The following is a 14941-nucleotide window of genomic DNA, read 5'->3' as shown; positions in this document are numbered from 1 at the left end:
GCCCTAGGCGGCCAGGCTCTTGCGCAGGACGACGCACGGGCGGCCGTGTGCGAGGTCGGGGCGGCGGGCGGTCTCCTCGTAGCCGAGGGAGGTCCAGAAGGCGAGCGCCTTCGGGTTGTTCTCCAGGACGGCGAGCCGCAGGCCCGTGCGGCCCTCGGCGCGGAAGCGGTCCTCGACGTATGAGGCGAGCCGGCGTCCGTGGCCCGCGCGCCGCTCGGCCGCGTGGACCATGAGCAGGCCGAGCCACGGGTCCGGTTCGGCCGGGTCGGGGTGGCGGCCGAGGGTCACGGCGACGGCGACGAGCCGGCCTTCGGAGCGGGCGAGGAGGACCTCGGCGGTGGGCTGCGCGAGCTCGTCGGCGAGGGCCGCCGCGACCTGCTCGGTGCGGATGTCGGAGGGGTCCGGGAAGTCGCCGCTGAGCTGCTGGAACTCCTCGTTCGACGCGTAGAGCGCGGTGAGCTCGGTGAGCAGCGGGCCGGGGAGGGCGGCGCCGTCCTCCAGGGCCCCGGGGGTGAGGGCTTCGACGATCACGCGGCAAGGTTAGAGCCCCGGCGCGCGGAATCGTGCCGGGGCTCCAACGGCATTTCCCGGGGGCCCCGCAAGGGACCTGCCGGGGTCTTGCCGGGGTCTTAGAGGTTGACGCCGAAGTCGCGGGCGATGCCCTCGAGGCCCGAGGCGTAGCCCTGGCCGACCGCGCGGAACTTCCACTCGGCGCCGTTGCGGTAGAGCTCGCCGAAGACCATGGCGGTCTCGACGGCAGCGTCCTCGGAGAGGTCGTAGCGGGCGAGCTCGGCGCCGCCGGCCTGGTTGACGATGCGGATGTAGGCATTCCGCACCTGGCCGAAGTTCTGCGAGCGGGAGACCGCGTCGTAGATCGAGACCGGGAAGACGATCTTGTCGACGTTCGCCGGGAGACCCGCGAGGTTGACGTTGATCTGCTCGTCGTCGCCGCCGCCCTCGCCCGTGCGGTTGTCACCGGTGTGGACGATGGTCTGGTCCGGCGTCGACTTGTTGTTGAAGAAGACGAAGTGGGCGTCGGACGCGACCTTGCCGGCGGCGTCCACACCGATCGCGGACGCGTCGAGGTCGAAGTCGGTGCCGGTGGTGGTGCGGACGTCCCAGCCGAGGCCCACGGTGACGGCGGCGAGGCCCGGGGCCTCCTTGGTCAGGGAGACGTTGCCGCCCTTGGACAGGCTCACAGCCATGGAAAGTCCCTTTCATCGTGGTGTCTTCGCCTGGAGAAACGCGCACGGGCCCCCAGCGGTTCCCGACGGGTTCCCGACGAAAACAGGATGACTCCAACAGCCCACTGCGGGGAACATGGAGGGCATGTCCGGTCCCTATCCCATCCGCGGCTCCGTCTCGCTCCCCGAGGCCGAGCTCCAGTGGCGTTTCTCGCGGTCGTCGGGGCCGGGCGGGCAGCACGTGAACACCAGCGACTCGCAGGTGGAGCTCCGCTTCGACCTCGCGGCCACCCGCGCGCTCCCCGAGGTGTGGAAGGCGCGCGCCCTGGAGCGCCTCGCCTCCCGCCTGGTCGACGGCGTCGTGACGGTCCGCGCCTCGGAGCACCGCTCCCAGTGGCGCAACCGCGAGACGGCAGCGGTGCGCCTCGCCGCCCTCCTCGCCGAGGCGACGGCCCCGCCGCCGAAGCCCCGCAGACCGACGAAGATCCCGCGCGGCATCAACGAACGCCGGCTGCGCGAGAAGAAGCAGCGCTCGGAGACCAAGAGGACCCGGCAGTCCCGGGGCGACTGGGGCTGAGGCGGTCAGCTCAGGTGCCGGTACTTCCCCTGGAAGTACGTCAGCGGGCCGGAGCCGTCCGCCGAGGGCAGGCCGACCGTCAGGACCCGGCCGACGACGAGGGTGTGGTCCCCGGCCACGACACGGCTCTCCGTCCGGCACTCCAGGACCGAGAGCGCCCCGCCGAGCAGCGGCGCGCCGCTCTCCTCGCCGCGCGTGTACGGAAGGTCGGCGAAGAGCAGCCGGTCGCTGACCCGGTTCTTCATCGCGAAGCGCCCGGCGATCTGCCGCTGGCCCTCGGAGAGGATCGACACGGCCCAGACCGGGACCTCGGCGAGCAGGTCGTCCATGCGGGAGCCGTTGCGGAGGCTGACGAGGACCAGGGGAGGATCGAGGGAGACCGACATGAAGGCGGTGGCCGTCATGCCGACGTCCTCGCCGCGCGGACCCTCGTCGGGGTCGTGCGCCGTCACCAGGACCACGCCCGCGGCGAGGCGGGACATCGCCGCCCGGAACTCGTCGTTGCTCACCCCCTCAGCATGAGGGATGGCCAGATCGGAGACGGGGGGCGGGGCGGGAGTCTTCTGCAGCACACCCGCACGCTAGACCGGGCCCGCAGGCGGCCGCATCGGGCCGGGGGACCAGCCGGCCACCCCCGGGGGTCCTAGGACCCGTGGCCGGGCGGGACCGGAGGGCTCCGGCCGGAACGGCCGAAAACCCACTAGGACCGGACCACCCCGAGAGGTTGTGCGCGACCCGCCATGACCTGCTGTGACTTGAGTCACAGACGGCAGTATTTGCTGACCCTGTGTACCGGGTGCGCAGCTCGCTGTGATTCAGTGGCAAGGACAGTGCAACACGAAGCCGATGAGAACCCTGGAGTTGCTGTCGAGGTCTCGGGGAGAGCGAGCGATGGAGACCGAGTCGGAGCCGTACGTCCGTCTCTCGACCCTGCGGCAGCTGCATCAGGTCGTGGCGGACCTCAACACAGCACGCAGCCTGGCGGACACCCTGCAGACCGTCGCCGACGGTGTCGTCGCCGGCCTCAACTACGAGCTGGCCTGCGTCAACCTCGTACGCCCCGACGGTGACCTCGTCGTCGCCGCCTTCGCCGGAAGCACCGCCGCCGAGGCCCTGATCACCGGCCGCGTCGGCTCCCGGGCCTCCTGGGACCGCCGTCTCTCCATGGGCTCCAGCTGGGGCGACCTCCGCTTCATCCCGCACACCGAGGGCTGGGTGCTGATGGACGACGACGTCCCCCAGTGGCACACCGACGGCCCCGCGCCCCGCTTCGAGGACGAGTGGCACCCCCACGACCGCCTCTACGCCCCCATGTACGCCTCCGGCTCCGGGCGTGAACTCCTCGGCGTCATATCCGTCGACCGCCCGCGCAACGGCCGGCACCCCGGCCCCTGGGGCCAGGAGGCGCTCCAGATGTACGCCTCGCAGTCGGCCATCGCGATCAGCAACGCCCGCCTCCGCTCCAACATGCAGCGGGCCCTCGTCCGGCTGGAGCGCGAGCAGCAGGCCCTGCGCGCCAGCGAGGAGTCCTTCCGGCAGGCCTTCGAGTACGCCCCCTCCGGCATGGCCATCGCCGAGATGGGCGGCGACCAGCACGGCAGGCTGCTCCGCACCAACGACGCCCTGTGCCGGCTCCTCGGCCGGCCCGCCTCCGTCATGCGGCGCTACTCCTTCGCCGACCTCGTCCACCCCGAGGACATAGGCACCCTGCTCCGGACCTCCGCCGAGGGCGGCCGCGCCGAGCTGCGCCTCGGGCGGCGCGACGGCACCTACGTCTGGGTGTCCCTGCGCAACTCGGTCGTCGCCGACACCGCCGACGGCCCCCGCTTCCTCCTCACCCACGTCGAGGACATCGAGGAGCGCAAGCGCCACGAGCTCCAGCTCGCCCACCGCGCCTCGCACGACGCGCTCACCGGACTCCCCAACAGTGCCGAGCTGCGCTCCCGGCTCTCCGCCCGCCTCTGCGAGCGCCCCGCGCAGGCGGCGGGCACCGGCATCGCCGCCGGGTACACCGGCTACGAGAGCGGCGGGCACGACGGCGGCTACGACTCCGCGAGGGACGGCGGCTACGGCCCCGGCGCCGGCTACGACCCCGGTCACGACTCCGGCTACGACTCCGGTCGCGGCCCCGGCCACGACTCCGGCTACGAGTCGCCGTACGAGCACGAGCACGGCTTCGGTTTCGAGCCGGCGAACGGCGCCGGACCCTACGACCACCACGTCCACATCGTCGCCCCGTCCACCGGCGAGGTCGACGACGGCACGAAGGGGCTCGCCGTCCTCTTCTGCGACCTCGACGGCTTCAAGTCGATCAACGACCGCTTCGGGCACCACACCGGCGACGCCGTGCTCATCGAGGTCGCCCGCCGGCTGACCACCGGCGTCCGCGACGGGGACACCGTCGCCCGGCTCGGCGGTGACGAGTTCGTCGTCCTCGCCGACGGCCTCGGCGCGGCCGACGCCGCCGACCTGGCCGTACGCCTCCGGAACGCGATCATTCCGCCGATCCGGGTGGACGGCCGGGCGGTCCGTGTCGGGGCGAGTTTCGGCATCGGATGGGCCGAGTGCGGGATGACCGTCGAAGAGGTCCTGAACTCCGCCGACCAGCGGATGTACATCGAGAAGCGCTCCCGCGCCAAGGTCCACCGCCGGGCCGGCTGAGGCCGCCGCCACCCGTCCGCCTGTCAAGCCCCGCACCCCGCGCTGGTCCGTTCGGGGTAGGCTCGGCCGGTCGGCGACGGCTGGCGAGCATGGAGAGGATGGCCCGGATGGCTGCCGGTAACGACGGCGGGAACAAGCCCGAGGACGACGATCCGTTCGGCTACCTGTACGAGGACGGACAGGCAGCGGGCGCCCGGGCACCGCAGGGCGGTGGCTACGGCTACCCCGGGCCCGCCCCCGCTCAGCCCGGTGTGCCCCGGACCTCGTACAACCAGGTCAGGACGGTCGGCGAGCGCCAGTACGGCCAGCCGCAGCAGCAGCCCTACGTGCCGCCGCAGCAGCAGGCCCCCTACGGCCAGCCGCACGCGCAGTACGCCGCCCCCGAGACGTACGGCGGCCCGCCCACCCGGCAGGTCCCGCCGCAGCCCCCGCGCGGCGGCGGCTCCGGCCGCGGCCCCAACACCCGGGGCCTCCTGATCGGCGCGGTCGCGGTCGTCGCGGTCGTCGTGGTCGGCATCGCCGCCGCGGTGATCAGCAACTCGGGCGACAAGGACGACAAGAACAGCCAGGCCAACGGCAGCGGTACGCCCTCGACCGCGCCCTCCCAGGTCTCCGAAGAGCCGAGCACCGAGCCGAGCACGGAGCCGACCCCGGCCGAACTCCCCAAGCAGGACGCGGCGACGCTGAAGCTGGGTGGGACGGCCGGCACGGAGAAGACCGTCAAGGGCGCCGAGGGTGTCGAAGGCACCTATGTCTCGGGCTTCAACCAGGTCGGCGCCTCGGTGACCTGGAAGGCGAACATGCCGACGGCGGGCGGGTACCGCCTGACCGTGCGCTACGCCATTCCCGCGGTCGACGCCAACGCCACCCTGACGGTCAACGGCAAGGCGAACTCCTCGCCGCTCGGTCTGAAGAACTTCATCAAGTCCTCGGACCCGAACCTGGAGAAGAACTGGCAGACCACTTGGGCGCCGGTCACCCTCCAGAAGGGCGACAACGAGATCAAGATCTCGTGCGAGACGGGCAATCAGTGCAATGTGCTGCTCGACTGGCTGGAAGTCACGCCGGGCGGACCGAACTGACCGCTCAGGCGGGCTCCTCCGTCACCTTCACGCGGGGCAGCAGCTCCTCGTAGGCCGACGGGTCGTACTCGCCGGCCACCGGGGAGAGGACCGTGGCCGCCGAGAGGGCGACCGCGCGGGTGAGGCGTTCGGGCCAGGGGGCTTCGTCCACCAGGCCCGAGAGCAGGCCCGCGACGGCCGAGTCGCCTGCGCCCGTGGGGTTTCCCTTGACGGCCGCGGGCGGGGCCGCGCGCCAGAGGCCTTCCGGGGTGGCGGCGAGCAGGCCCTCCGGGCCGAGGGACGAGACCACCGTGTGGGCGCCCCGGCGGCGTGCGTCGCGGGTGGCCCGGTGGGGTTCGCGGGAGCCGGTGAGCTGGGCGAGCTCGTCGGCGTTCGGCTTGACCAGGTCGGGGCGGGCGGCGATGCCCCGGCGGAGGGGTTCGCCGCTGGTGTCGAGGAGGACCGGGACGGCGGCGGCGCGGGCCAGGCGGATCAGTTCCGCGTACGCGCCGACGTGGATGCCCGGCGGGAGGCTGCCGCAGAGGGCCACCGCCCGGGCCCCGTCGAGGAGTTCGGTGAAGCGGGTGCGGAAACCGGCCCACTCGGCGGGGGTGATGGCGGGCCCGGGTTCGTTGAGCTGGGTGGTGTCGCCGGTCGCGGTGTCGACGACGGCGACCGTACGGCGGGTGGGGCCCGCGGTCGTCACGAGCTCGTCGCGGACCGGGGTCGTGGCCAGGAGGTCCCGCAGCATGGCGCCGGTGGCGCCGCCCGCGAAGCCGGTGGCGACGGTCTCGTGGCCGAGCGCGGCGAGCACGCGGGCGACGTTGAGGCCCTTGCCGCCGGGGCGTTCGATGACCTGGGTGACGCGGTGGGTGGCGTGCGGGGTGAGGGCCGGGACCCGGTAGGTCAGGTCCAGTGCCGTGTTGAGGGTGACCGTCAGGATCACCTTTGCACCCCCGTAGTCGGTGTGAAGTCCTGTGGAACGCGCGTTCCGACGGGCACCGATCATGCCAAAGGAACGGCGGTTGGCCCAGAGCTCCGGCCGACCGCCCTTCCGTTTGACGCCGTATGACCCCTGATCAGACCGCCGTGGCCGCCGTCGGGTCGACGATCCACTGGCCCTTGCGCATGACGCCCTTGAGGTTGAACTCGGCGTCGAGGACGACGATGTCGGCGTCCTTGCCGGGCTCCAGGGAGCCGACCCGGTCGTAGACGCCGAGGAGGCGGGCGGGGTTGGCGGAGATGGCCTGGACGACCGACTCGACGGGGAGGCCGTCGATGGTGACGGCGCGCTTGAAGGCGCGGTCCAGGGTGAGGGTGGAGCCGGCGATGGAGCCGCCCTCGACGAGGCGGGCGACGCTGTCCTTCACCTCGACCGCCAGCGGGCCGAGCATGTAGTGGCCGTCGCCGAAGCCGGCCGCGTCCATGGCGTCGGTGATGAAGGCGACCCGCTCGGGGCCCGCGCGGTGGAAGGCGAGCTCCAGGGCGGCGGGGTGGAGGTGCGTGCCGTCGTTGATGAGCTCGACGGTGATCCGCTCGTCCTCCAGGAGCGCGGCGATCGGGCCGGGCGCGCGGTGGCCGAGGGCGGGCATCGCGTTGTAGAGGTGCGTGGCGACGGTGGCGCCCGCATCGATGGCGGCGACGGTCTGCTCGTACGTCGCGTCGGTGTGGCCGATCGCGGCGATCACGCCGTGCTCGGCGAGGAGGCGTACGGAGTCGATGCCGCCGGGCAGCTCGGTGGCGAGGGTGACCATCTTGGCCTGGCCACGGCCGGCGTCGATCAGCTTGCGAACCTCGGCCGGGTCGGGGTCGCGGAGCAGCGTCTCGTCGTGGGCGCCCTTGCGGCAGGGGGAGATGAACGGGCCCTCGAAGTGGAGGCCGGCGATCTCGCCCTGCTCGGCGAGCTCGGAGAGCAGGCCGGCCCGCTGGGTGAGGAAGGCCGTCTCGCCGGTGACGAAGGAGGCGACGACGGTGGTGGTGCCGTGCAGGCGGTGGGTGTGGACGCCGGTGAGGACGTCGTCGACGGTGCCGGAGGTGAAGGAGGCGCCGCCGCCGCCGTGGTTGTGCATGTCGACGAAGCCGGGGACGAGCCAGTGCCCGGTGAGGTCGACGACGGGGGCGTTCTCGGGTGCGGAGCCCGCGATGCGGTCGCCGTCGACGATCACTCGTCCGTTCTCGACCGCTCCGGTGGGCAGCACGACGTGTGCGCCGGCGAGAACCTGGTGATCGGCCATCAGGCGGAAACCTCCGAGTCGGTGGGGTGCTGGTCGGCGAGCAGGTCCCAGGCGAGGAGGCCCGCGCCCAGGCATCCGGCGGTGTCCCCGAGGGCCGCCGGGACGATGGCGGGCAGCTTCTGGAACGTGACTCGCTCCTCCACCGCGGCCCGAAGTGGTGTGAACAAGGTTTCCCCGGCCTCGGCGAGACCGCCACCGATGATCAGTGTGCGGGGGTCCAGCAGGGTGAGCGCGGTGACGAGGCCGTCGGCGAGGGCGTCGACGGCCTCCTGCCAGACCCGTACGGCGGTGGCGTCGCCGGACTCGACGGCCTTGGCGCAGTCGGCGGCGTCGGCCTTCGGGTCACCGCTCGCCTCGGCCCAGGCCTGGGAGACGGCGGAGGCGGAGGCGTACCGTTCCAGGCAGCCGCGCTGGCCGCAGCCGCAGTCGGTGCCGCCGGGGCGGACGACGATGTGGCCGATCTCGCCGGCGTAGCCGTGGGCGCCGGCCTCGATGCGGTCGCCGATGCCGATGGCGCCGGCGATGCCGGTGCCGAGGGGCACGAAGAGGAAGCGGTCGGCGCCGTTGCCCGCGCCGATGCGGCCTTCGGCGAGGCCGCCGGTGCGGACGTCGTGGCCGAGGGCGACGGGGATGCCGTCGAGCCGCTCGCTGAGGAGTTCGCGCATGGGAACGTCGCGCCAGCCGAGGTTGGCGGCGTAGACGGCGATGCCGTTCTCGGCGTCGACGATGCCGGGGACGGCGACTCCGGCGGCCGCGGCGGGCTCGCCGTACCGCTCCTGGCCGAGGGCGCGGAGGTCCTCCGCGAAGCCGAGGATGGTCTCGACCACCGCCTCGGGGCCGCGCTCGCGCCCGGTGGCGCGGCGGGCCTCGTGGAGCAGGGTGCCGTCCGCCCCGACGAGGGCGGCCTTCATGCCGGTGCCGCCCACATCCAGGGCGATGACGTGTCTCACGGGGGACAGTTTGGCGCGCGGGGACCCAAAAGGTCTAGTCCACTGCCGAGGATTGTTGCGTACGGATACAAATTCGGGACCCGTCATGGGCCCATGGTCCCGGCTGCGTTGCGGAAGTGATACCCAAGTGGTGTAGACCTCATGCCCGGCCGCGGGGGAGACTTGCGGGCCTGCGGAGAGCGAACATGCAGCTCACAGCAGTGCGAATAGCGTGCGAAAACCGCGCGAATGCAGAGCAAATCCCGCGCGAAACCCGCGCACAAGCAGCTCAACGACGAGCGAAGGGGTGGATGAGGCCGTGCAGCGGCGACGATTCCTGGGACTGACTGCGGCTGCCGCCGCCCTCGGACTGACCGCCACGGTCACCGGATGCGGCGTCCTGGGAGGCGAGTCCGGCGACGTGACCCTCCGGCTGGTCGCCGCCGACTACGACCTGACCGGCGGGGACACGACCAAGAAGTACTGGGCCGACCTCGTCACCGCCTTCGAGGCGAAGCACCCCGGTGTGAAGGTCGAGGTGCAGATCGAGTCCTGGGACGACGTCGACCGCAAGGTCGCCGAGATGGTCAAGGCCGACGAGGCCCCCGACGTCGCCCAGATCGGCGCCTACGCCGACTATGCGGCCGCCGGCGAGCTCTACGCCGCCGACGAGGTCCTCTCCATCCCCGTCCAGGCCAACTTCCTCGCGCCGCTCGCCGCCGCCGGGGAGACCAAGCGCACCCAGTACGGGCTGCCCTTCGTGGCCTCCACCCGGCCGCTCTTCTACAACAAGGCCCTCTTCGAGGAGGCCGGCGCCGAGGCCCCCACCACCTGGGACGAGCTGGCCGCCGCCGCCGAGAAGCTCAAGGCCAAGGGCGTCCGCACCCCCTTCGCGCTGCCGCTCGGCCCCGAGGAGGCCCAGGCCGAGGCCCTGATGTGGCTCCTCAGCGGAGGCGGCGGCTGGACCGACGCCTCCGACCACTACGCCGTCGATTCCGAGGCGAACGTCCGCACCTTCGACTGGCTGAAGAAGAACCTCGTCGGCAAGGGCCTCACCGGGCCCGTCGCCCCCGGCAAGCTCAACCGCAAGGCCGCCTTCGCCGCCTTCGCGAGCGGCGAGGTCGGCATGCTCAACGGCCACCCCTCGCTGGTCAAGGAGGCCGAGAAGAAGGGCGTCGAGGTCGGTCAGGTGCCGCTGCCCGGCGTCGACGGCAAGGCCAAGAGCTCCATGGGCGTCGCCGACTGGATCATGGGTTTCAAGCAGAACGGTCACCGCAAGGAGATCGGCGACTTCCTGAACTTCGTCTTCAGCGACGAGAACGTCCTGAAGTTCGCCGGGGACAACGACCTGCTGCCGGTCACCGTCAGCGCCTCCACGATCATGGAGACCGACCCCGAGCACGCGAACCTCCGCGAGTTCCTCAAGGGCCTCCCGGACGCCCAGCTCCCGCCCGTAGGCAAGACCTCGTGGGCCACGGTCAGCGAGAACGTCAAGCAGAACATCGGCAAGGCCGTCACCCCCGCGGGCCGGCCCTCCGAGGTCCTGGGCACGATCGGACGGGCGGCGACGACGGCCGAGAACGCCGAGTAATAGGTTGGTCGTATGACCGAAGAGCAGGGAGCAGCAGGCAGCGACGGCGGTGGAGACGGGCTCGGTGAGCGCGAGCGGGCCCTCCTCGCCGTCGAGCGCCGCTCCTGGCCCGGCCCCGGCGCCAAGGAGCGGGCCGTCCGCGAGGGCCTCGGCCTCTCCCCGACCCGCTACTACCAGTTGCTCAACGCCCTCCTCGACGACCCGCGCGCCCTCGCCCACGACCCGGTGACGGTCAACCGGCTGCGCCGGGTGAGGGCCGAGAAGCAGCTGAGGCGGTAGCGGGCGGGGACACGAGCGGGGGCGGGCGAGGGGCGGCTGCGCGCCAGGGCCCGGCACCGGTGACGCCGGCCACGCTGACGCGGACGCCCCGCGTCGGTAGGGTCGTGAACATGGTCAGCAGCCTTCCGCACCCGACCACCTCCGCCGGCCGCGACGGTCTGGCCGCGCTCCTCGCGCGGCCCGCGAAAGCCGTCGTCGCCCTCGATTTCGACGGGACGCTCGCCGAGATCGTCCCCGACCCCGAACAGGCCCGCGCCCACTCCGGTGCCGTGCCCGCCCTCGCCGCCCTCGCGCCCCAGGTCGCCTCCGTCGCCGTCGTGACCGGCCGCCCCGCCGGGGTCGCCGTCCGCTACGGCGGCTTCGCGGGAGTCCCCGGCCTCGAACACCTCGTCGTCCTCGGCCACTACGGCGCCGAACGCTGGGACGCCGTCAGCGGCACCGTCCGGGCCGTCGCCCCGCACCCGGGCGTGGCCTCCGTCCGCGCCGAGCTCCCCGGCTTCCTCGACCGGGCCGGCGCCTGGCCGGGCGTCTGGATCGAGGAGAAGGGCCGGGCGGTCGCCGTCCACACCCGCCGCGCCCTCGACCCGGAGGGCGCCTTCGAGGCCCTCAAGGGCCCGCTCGGCGACCTCGCCACCCATCACGGCCTCGTCCTGGAGCCCGGCCGCATGGTCCTGGAGCTGCGGCCCCCGGGCATGGACAAGGGCGTCGCGCTCGCCGAGTACGTACGGGAGGTGGGCGCCGGTTCCGTGCTGTACGCGGGCGACGACCTCGGTGACCTGCCCGCCTTCGCCGCCGTGGAGAAGCTCCGCTCCGACGGCACCCCCGGGCTCCTGGTCTGCAGCGGCTCCTCCGAGGTCCCGGAGCTCGCCGAGCGCGCGGACCTCTCGGTCCAGGGGCCGCCGGGCGTGGTCGCGTTCCTCGCGGAACTGGCGAGGGCGGTACGGGAGGGCTGAGCCCCTCCGTACCGCCCCCGTCGGGTCGGTCAGTGCGCGGCCGGGTTGGTCACGCTGATCGTCAGGTCGTCGCCGGCGTCGCCGGTGACGGTGACCCGGACACCGTGGCCCGCGACCTTGACGCTGGCCTGCGGGGCCGAGGTGTCGTAGTACGCGTTCGGGTCGGTGTCGTCGAAGACCGGGATGCCCGGGACGGAGGGGGCACAGGCCGCCTGCGTCTCGACGGTCTTGTTGCCGCCCTTGCCCACCAGGACCTCACGGTGGAGGCAGGTCGCGTCCGTGGCCTCCAGGCCGAAGGTCGCGTCGAAGGGCTGGCGCCGGTTGGTGGGCGCGGTCCCGTCCGGGTAGGTGAACGGGGCCGGGCGGGCGTCGACGGCCATGGCCTGGCCGCCGCCGGGGTGGTTGCTGACGTTGTTGTCGTCGAAGGACCGGTCGACGTACCAGACGAGCAGGCCGTTCTGGTAGCGGAACCACTCCACCCAGTCCGGCGCCGTGACGCCCTTGCTGAACTGGTACGGACCCTCGGCGAGGAGTGCGTCGGCGCCGACGTACTCGCGGTTCTCCAGGAGGTAGTAGCGCGGGGTGGTGGCGGTCTCGGTGCCGGTGGAGATCTTCCAGCGGCCCGTGGACGTCCAGCCGCCGGCGCCCTGTTCGACGTCGTCGGTCGCCAGGCTCGTACCGCCCGAGGTCAGGGTGATGTCGTCGATGAACGCGCCGGCGAAGTGGATGCCGCCGTCGGTCTGGTAGCGGAACCGGAAGAGGGACGGCTTGCCGGCGGAGTCGTACGTGTACCGCAGGGTCGTCCACTTGCCGGCCGAGGAGCCGTCGACGGCCTCGCCCGCGCGGGCCCAGGTGGTCCCGCCGTCGAGGGAGTACTCGGCGAACAGGTAGTCGTACTCGGCCTCGATCTCGTACCAGGCGCTCGCCTTGACGGTGACGCGCGGGGCGGCCGGCACGGAGCGGGTGAGGGACTGGTTGAGCCCGTCGGCCGAGCCGGTCCACCACGCGTGGGTGCCCGAGGTGGGGACGGCGTAGGGGGTGCTGGTCGTCTTGTCCGGGAGCGGGACGCGGACCGCCTGGTCCTTGCCCGTGACCGTGAGCTGGGCCGGGTTGAGGGTGTACGTGCCGGAGGCGCCGAGCGGGGCGTCGGTGTAGTCCAGCCAGCCGAGGAAGAGCTTCTCCTCGGCGCCCATCAGACCGGGGTGGGTGCCGATGCCCGCGTCGGCGGCTGCGCCGTGGCTCAGCCACGAGCCGGAGCTCATCAGGGTCCAGAAGGCGGTGGAGTTCTCGCCGCCGTCGGTGTCGTAGTAGTCCGGCAGGCCGAGGTCGTGGCCGAACTCGTGGCAGAAGACGCCGAGTCCGCCGTTCTCGCCCTCGGTGGTGTAGTCGCCGAGCCAGTACTTGGACTGGCCGATGCGGGCGCCGCCGGCCTTGTTCTGGACGCCGCTGACGTCCGGGCCCGTCAGACCGTAGTCGTCGCCGTTCACGTACCAGCGGTGGGACCAGATGGCGTCCTCGCCCTGCGCGCCGCCGCCGGCGTCCTCGCCCATGCCGGCGTGGACGGCCTGGAAGTGGTCGATGTAGCCGTCGGCCTCGTCGAAGTTCCCGTCGTGGTCCCAGTCGTTGCGGTCCCAGACGTCGAACTGGGCGAGGTGGGCGTCGATCTCGGCGGGGGTCTTGCCGGCGGCGAGCTGCGCGTTCCACCAGGCGTCGCCGGTGTCCTGGACGAAGGCCCACGAACCGCCGGTGTCCTCGACGGCGTTGTCGCCGTAGAAGGAGGCGTTGTGGGGGACCTTGACCCAGTCCTCGACGACGTTGGTGACCGAGTAGCGGCCGCCCGACAGCTTCTCGTAGTACGTCTTCATGGACTCGCCGGAGCCGTTGAAGAGGTTCTCGTAGTACGCCTTGTCGAAGTCGGCCGTCCAGGCGTTGGAGTTGTCCACGCTCCGGTCCGGTTGCGCTATCTCGTTGTGCAGGGGGCCGGGGACGGTGCCGAGCTTGCCGGAGCCGTCCGTGCCGAACTCGGAGAGGATCGTGAAGATCTTCTCCTGGCGGTCGGCGGTCGTGGTCACGGTCTCCACGAACTTGCCGTCGGCCACCTCGACGACGCCGTCGGCGTTCGCCCTCGCCTTCCCCTTGGCGATCTTGTCGATCGCCTGTTCGCGCAGCTCGGTGCGCTGCTTGGTGAGCGGGCCCGGACGGTTGTCGGGCCGGTGCGCGGCCGCTCCCGTGCCCGCAGGTGCCGTGTCCTGGATCTCCTGCGCGGCGGCGACGGGGGTGAGCCCCGCCGCGAGGAGTGCGGTGAGCGCCGACCCGAGGGTCATGCCCACGACAATCTTCTTCACTTGCGATCCCTTCGCTCACATGCGGGTGTGCCGCATGGTTCGCGTGGTTCCGTTTGAGGGTGACGGATCGCCTGGGGGAACGATCGCGGCAGAGTCTGACACGGGAGGGGCCGCGAGGAGGAGGGGTCGGACCGAGTAAAATTTCACTGCTTCCCGGACATCAGCGAACCAGCAGGTCCACCACGCCCGTCAGGTCCTCGTCGCCGCCCGCCTCGGCCAGGCGGCGGGCCATCAGGTCGAAGTACGGGCGGAGCAGTTCGGTGCTGACGCCCTGCTGCTCGGCGGTGGCGAGGAAGGTGGGCGTGCCGGCGACCTGCATGCCGAGGTTGGAGACGACACCCTTCGTGTAGTCGCCGCTCCGCAGCTGGTCGGCGGTGAGGTGGACGCCCTGCGCCATCGCGGCGAGCCAGTCCGCGAGCAGCGGGGCGAACTCGACCGGATCGATGTCCTCCTTGCGGATCAGGGCGAAGGCGTGGTGGACCCCGGCGAACATCCCGTACATCCCGCTGAGCAGGGCCACGTCGTGCAGGGCCGCGTGGCCCGCGTCCGCGCCGACGTACCGGGTGCCGACGGGCACGGCCAGGGTCTCCCGGTGCTGCTCGAACAGCTCCGCCGAGCCGCTGTAGAAGACGTACCCGCCGGCCTCCGGGACACCGACCATCGGCGGTACGGCCATGATCCCGCCGTCCAGGTAGCGGGCGCCGCGCTCCTCGGCCCACACGGCACGGGTCCGGGCCTGGGCGGGCGTCGTGGTGGTCAGGTTGACGAGGTCCTTGCCGGTCAGGTCGACACCGTCCAGGGTGGCCTCCACCGAGGCGTCGTCGAGGAGGCAGACGATGACGAGGGTGCTCGCCGCGACCGCCTCGGCCGCGCTGTCCACGGCCTTCGCGCCCTCGGGCGCCAGCGCCTCCGCGCGGGCAGGGGTGCGGTTCCAGACGGTGAGCGGATGCCCGGCGGCGAGCCAGGTACGGGCGAGCGCGGTCCCCATGGCGCCGAGGCCGAGGAGGGTGACGGGGGTCTTCTCAATCGTGTTCGCTGTCATGACCACAAGGCTGCTCCAGGGCTCTGACCTGCTCAAGTACCCACTTGGAAGTGGGTGGTTACCCTGAGGTGAGTGAACAGGTCAG

Annotated in this window: 14 protein-coding genes; 6 read left to right on the top strand and 8 right to left on the bottom strand. The window is 72.3% G+C overall.

Features of this window, described 5'->3' with window-relative positions; translation table 11 throughout:
- Positions 1 to 3 precede the first annotated feature (3 nt).
- A complete protein-coding gene (locus DEJ46_RS17865; RefSeq protein ID WP_150267688.1) occupies positions 4 to 531 on the bottom strand; it encodes a GNAT family N-acetyltransferase in 528 nt (175 codons plus the stop codon).
- 98 nt (positions 532 to 629) lie between these two features.
- Positions 630 to 1205, bottom strand: a complete 576-nt coding sequence (locus DEJ46_RS17860) for a TerD family protein (RefSeq protein WP_055642156.1) — start codon at positions 1203 to 1205, stop codon at positions 630 to 632.
- 115 nt (positions 1206 to 1320) lie between these two features.
- Between DEJ46_RS17860 and arfB the strand changes: the two genes are divergently transcribed.
- Positions 1321 to 1761: an alternative ribosome rescue aminoacyl-tRNA hydrolase ArfB gene (gene arfB, locus DEJ46_RS17855; RefSeq protein ID WP_150267686.1), complete on the top strand. Its 441-nt coding sequence runs from the start codon at positions 1321 to 1323 to the stop codon at positions 1759 to 1761.
- Positions 1762 to 1766: 5 nt separating this feature from the next.
- Here the strand turns inward: arfB and DEJ46_RS17850 are convergent, their stop codons facing one another.
- Positions 1767 to 2333, bottom strand: coding sequence for a flavin reductase family protein (locus tag DEJ46_RS17850; RefSeq protein ID WP_190622726.1), 567 nt, complete (start codon positions 2331 to 2333; stop codon positions 1767 to 1769).
- 319 nt (positions 2334 to 2652) lie between these two features.
- On the opposite strand from DEJ46_RS17850, the gene cdgB reads away from it, so the two are divergent.
- Positions 2653 to 4422, top strand: a complete 1770-nt coding sequence (gene cdgB / locus DEJ46_RS17845; protein WP_150267684.1) for a diguanylate cyclase CdgB — start codon at positions 2653 to 2655, stop codon at positions 4420 to 4422.
- A gap of 107 nt (positions 4423 to 4529) precedes the next feature.
- Entirely contained in the window at positions 4530 to 5504 is a 975-nt protein-coding gene (locus DEJ46_RS17840) for a CBM35 domain-containing protein (RefSeq protein WP_150267682.1), read from the top strand.
- Positions 5505 to 5508: 4 nt separating this feature from the next.
- Here the strand turns inward: DEJ46_RS17840 and DEJ46_RS17835 are convergent, their stop codons facing one another.
- The 3 genes from DEJ46_RS17835 to DEJ46_RS17825 all read right to left on the bottom strand — a co-directional run bounded on the left by DEJ46_RS17835 (position 5509) and on the right by DEJ46_RS17825 (position 8667).
- Positions 5509 to 6429 (bottom strand): 1-phosphofructokinase family hexose kinase, encoded by a 921-nt coding sequence (locus tag DEJ46_RS17835; RefSeq protein WP_150267680.1) that lies wholly within the window; start codon positions 6427 to 6429, stop codon positions 5509 to 5511.
- A gap of 133 nt (positions 6430 to 6562) precedes the next feature.
- On the bottom strand, positions 6563 to 7717 hold the full coding sequence (gene nagA / locus DEJ46_RS17830; protein WP_150267678.1) for an N-acetylglucosamine-6-phosphate deacetylase: 1155 nt from the start codon (positions 7715 to 7717) through the stop codon (positions 6563 to 6565).
- Positions 7717 to 8667, bottom strand: a complete 951-nt coding sequence (locus DEJ46_RS17825) for an ROK family protein (protein ID WP_150267676.1) — start codon at positions 8665 to 8667, stop codon at positions 7717 to 7719. The genes nagA and DEJ46_RS17825 overlap by 1 nt, the downstream gene beginning before the upstream one ends.
- A gap of 286 nt (positions 8668 to 8953) precedes the next feature.
- Here DEJ46_RS17825 and DEJ46_RS17820 point away from each other — a divergent pair, with 286 nt between their 5' ends.
- The 3 genes from DEJ46_RS17820 (at position 8954) to otsB (ending at position 11469) form a co-directional block, all read left to right on the top strand.
- Positions 8954 to 10237, top strand: coding sequence for an extracellular solute-binding protein (locus tag DEJ46_RS17820; protein WP_150267674.1), 1284 nt, complete (start codon positions 8954 to 8956; stop codon positions 10235 to 10237).
- Between the two features lie 12 nt (positions 10238 to 10249).
- The gene (locus tag DEJ46_RS17815; protein WP_150267672.1) at positions 10250 to 10516 is read left to right on the top strand and encodes a DUF3263 domain-containing protein; all 267 of its coding nucleotides are present in this window, start codon (positions 10250 to 10252) and stop codon (positions 10514 to 10516) included.
- 110 nt (positions 10517 to 10626) lie between these two features.
- Positions 10627 to 11469 (top strand): trehalose-phosphatase, encoded by an 843-nt coding sequence (gene otsB / locus DEJ46_RS17810; RefSeq protein WP_150267670.1) that lies wholly within the window; start codon positions 10627 to 10629, stop codon positions 11467 to 11469.
- A 29-nt stretch (positions 11470 to 11498) separates the two neighbouring features.
- Here otsB and DEJ46_RS17805 read toward each other — a convergent pair whose 3' ends face one another.
- Both DEJ46_RS17805 and DEJ46_RS17800 read right to left on the bottom strand, forming a co-directional pair.
- Entirely contained in the window at positions 11499 to 13814 is a 2316-nt protein-coding gene (locus DEJ46_RS17805; protein ID WP_150267668.1) for an immune inhibitor A domain-containing protein, read from the bottom strand.
- Positions 13815 to 13974: 160 nt separating this feature from the next.
- The gene (locus tag DEJ46_RS17800; protein ID WP_150267666.1) at positions 13975 to 14856 is read right to left on the bottom strand and encodes an NAD(P)-dependent oxidoreductase; all 882 of its coding nucleotides are present in this window, start codon (positions 14854 to 14856) and stop codon (positions 13975 to 13977) included.
- Positions 14857 to 14941: the final 85 nt, after the last annotated feature.

This window comes from Streptomyces venezuelae, from assembly GCF_008642375.1.
GTDB lineage: Bacteria > Actinomycetota > Actinomycetes > Streptomycetales > Streptomycetaceae > Streptomyces > Streptomyces venezuelae_G.
This window is presented reverse-complemented; position numbering and strand designations above follow the sequence as displayed.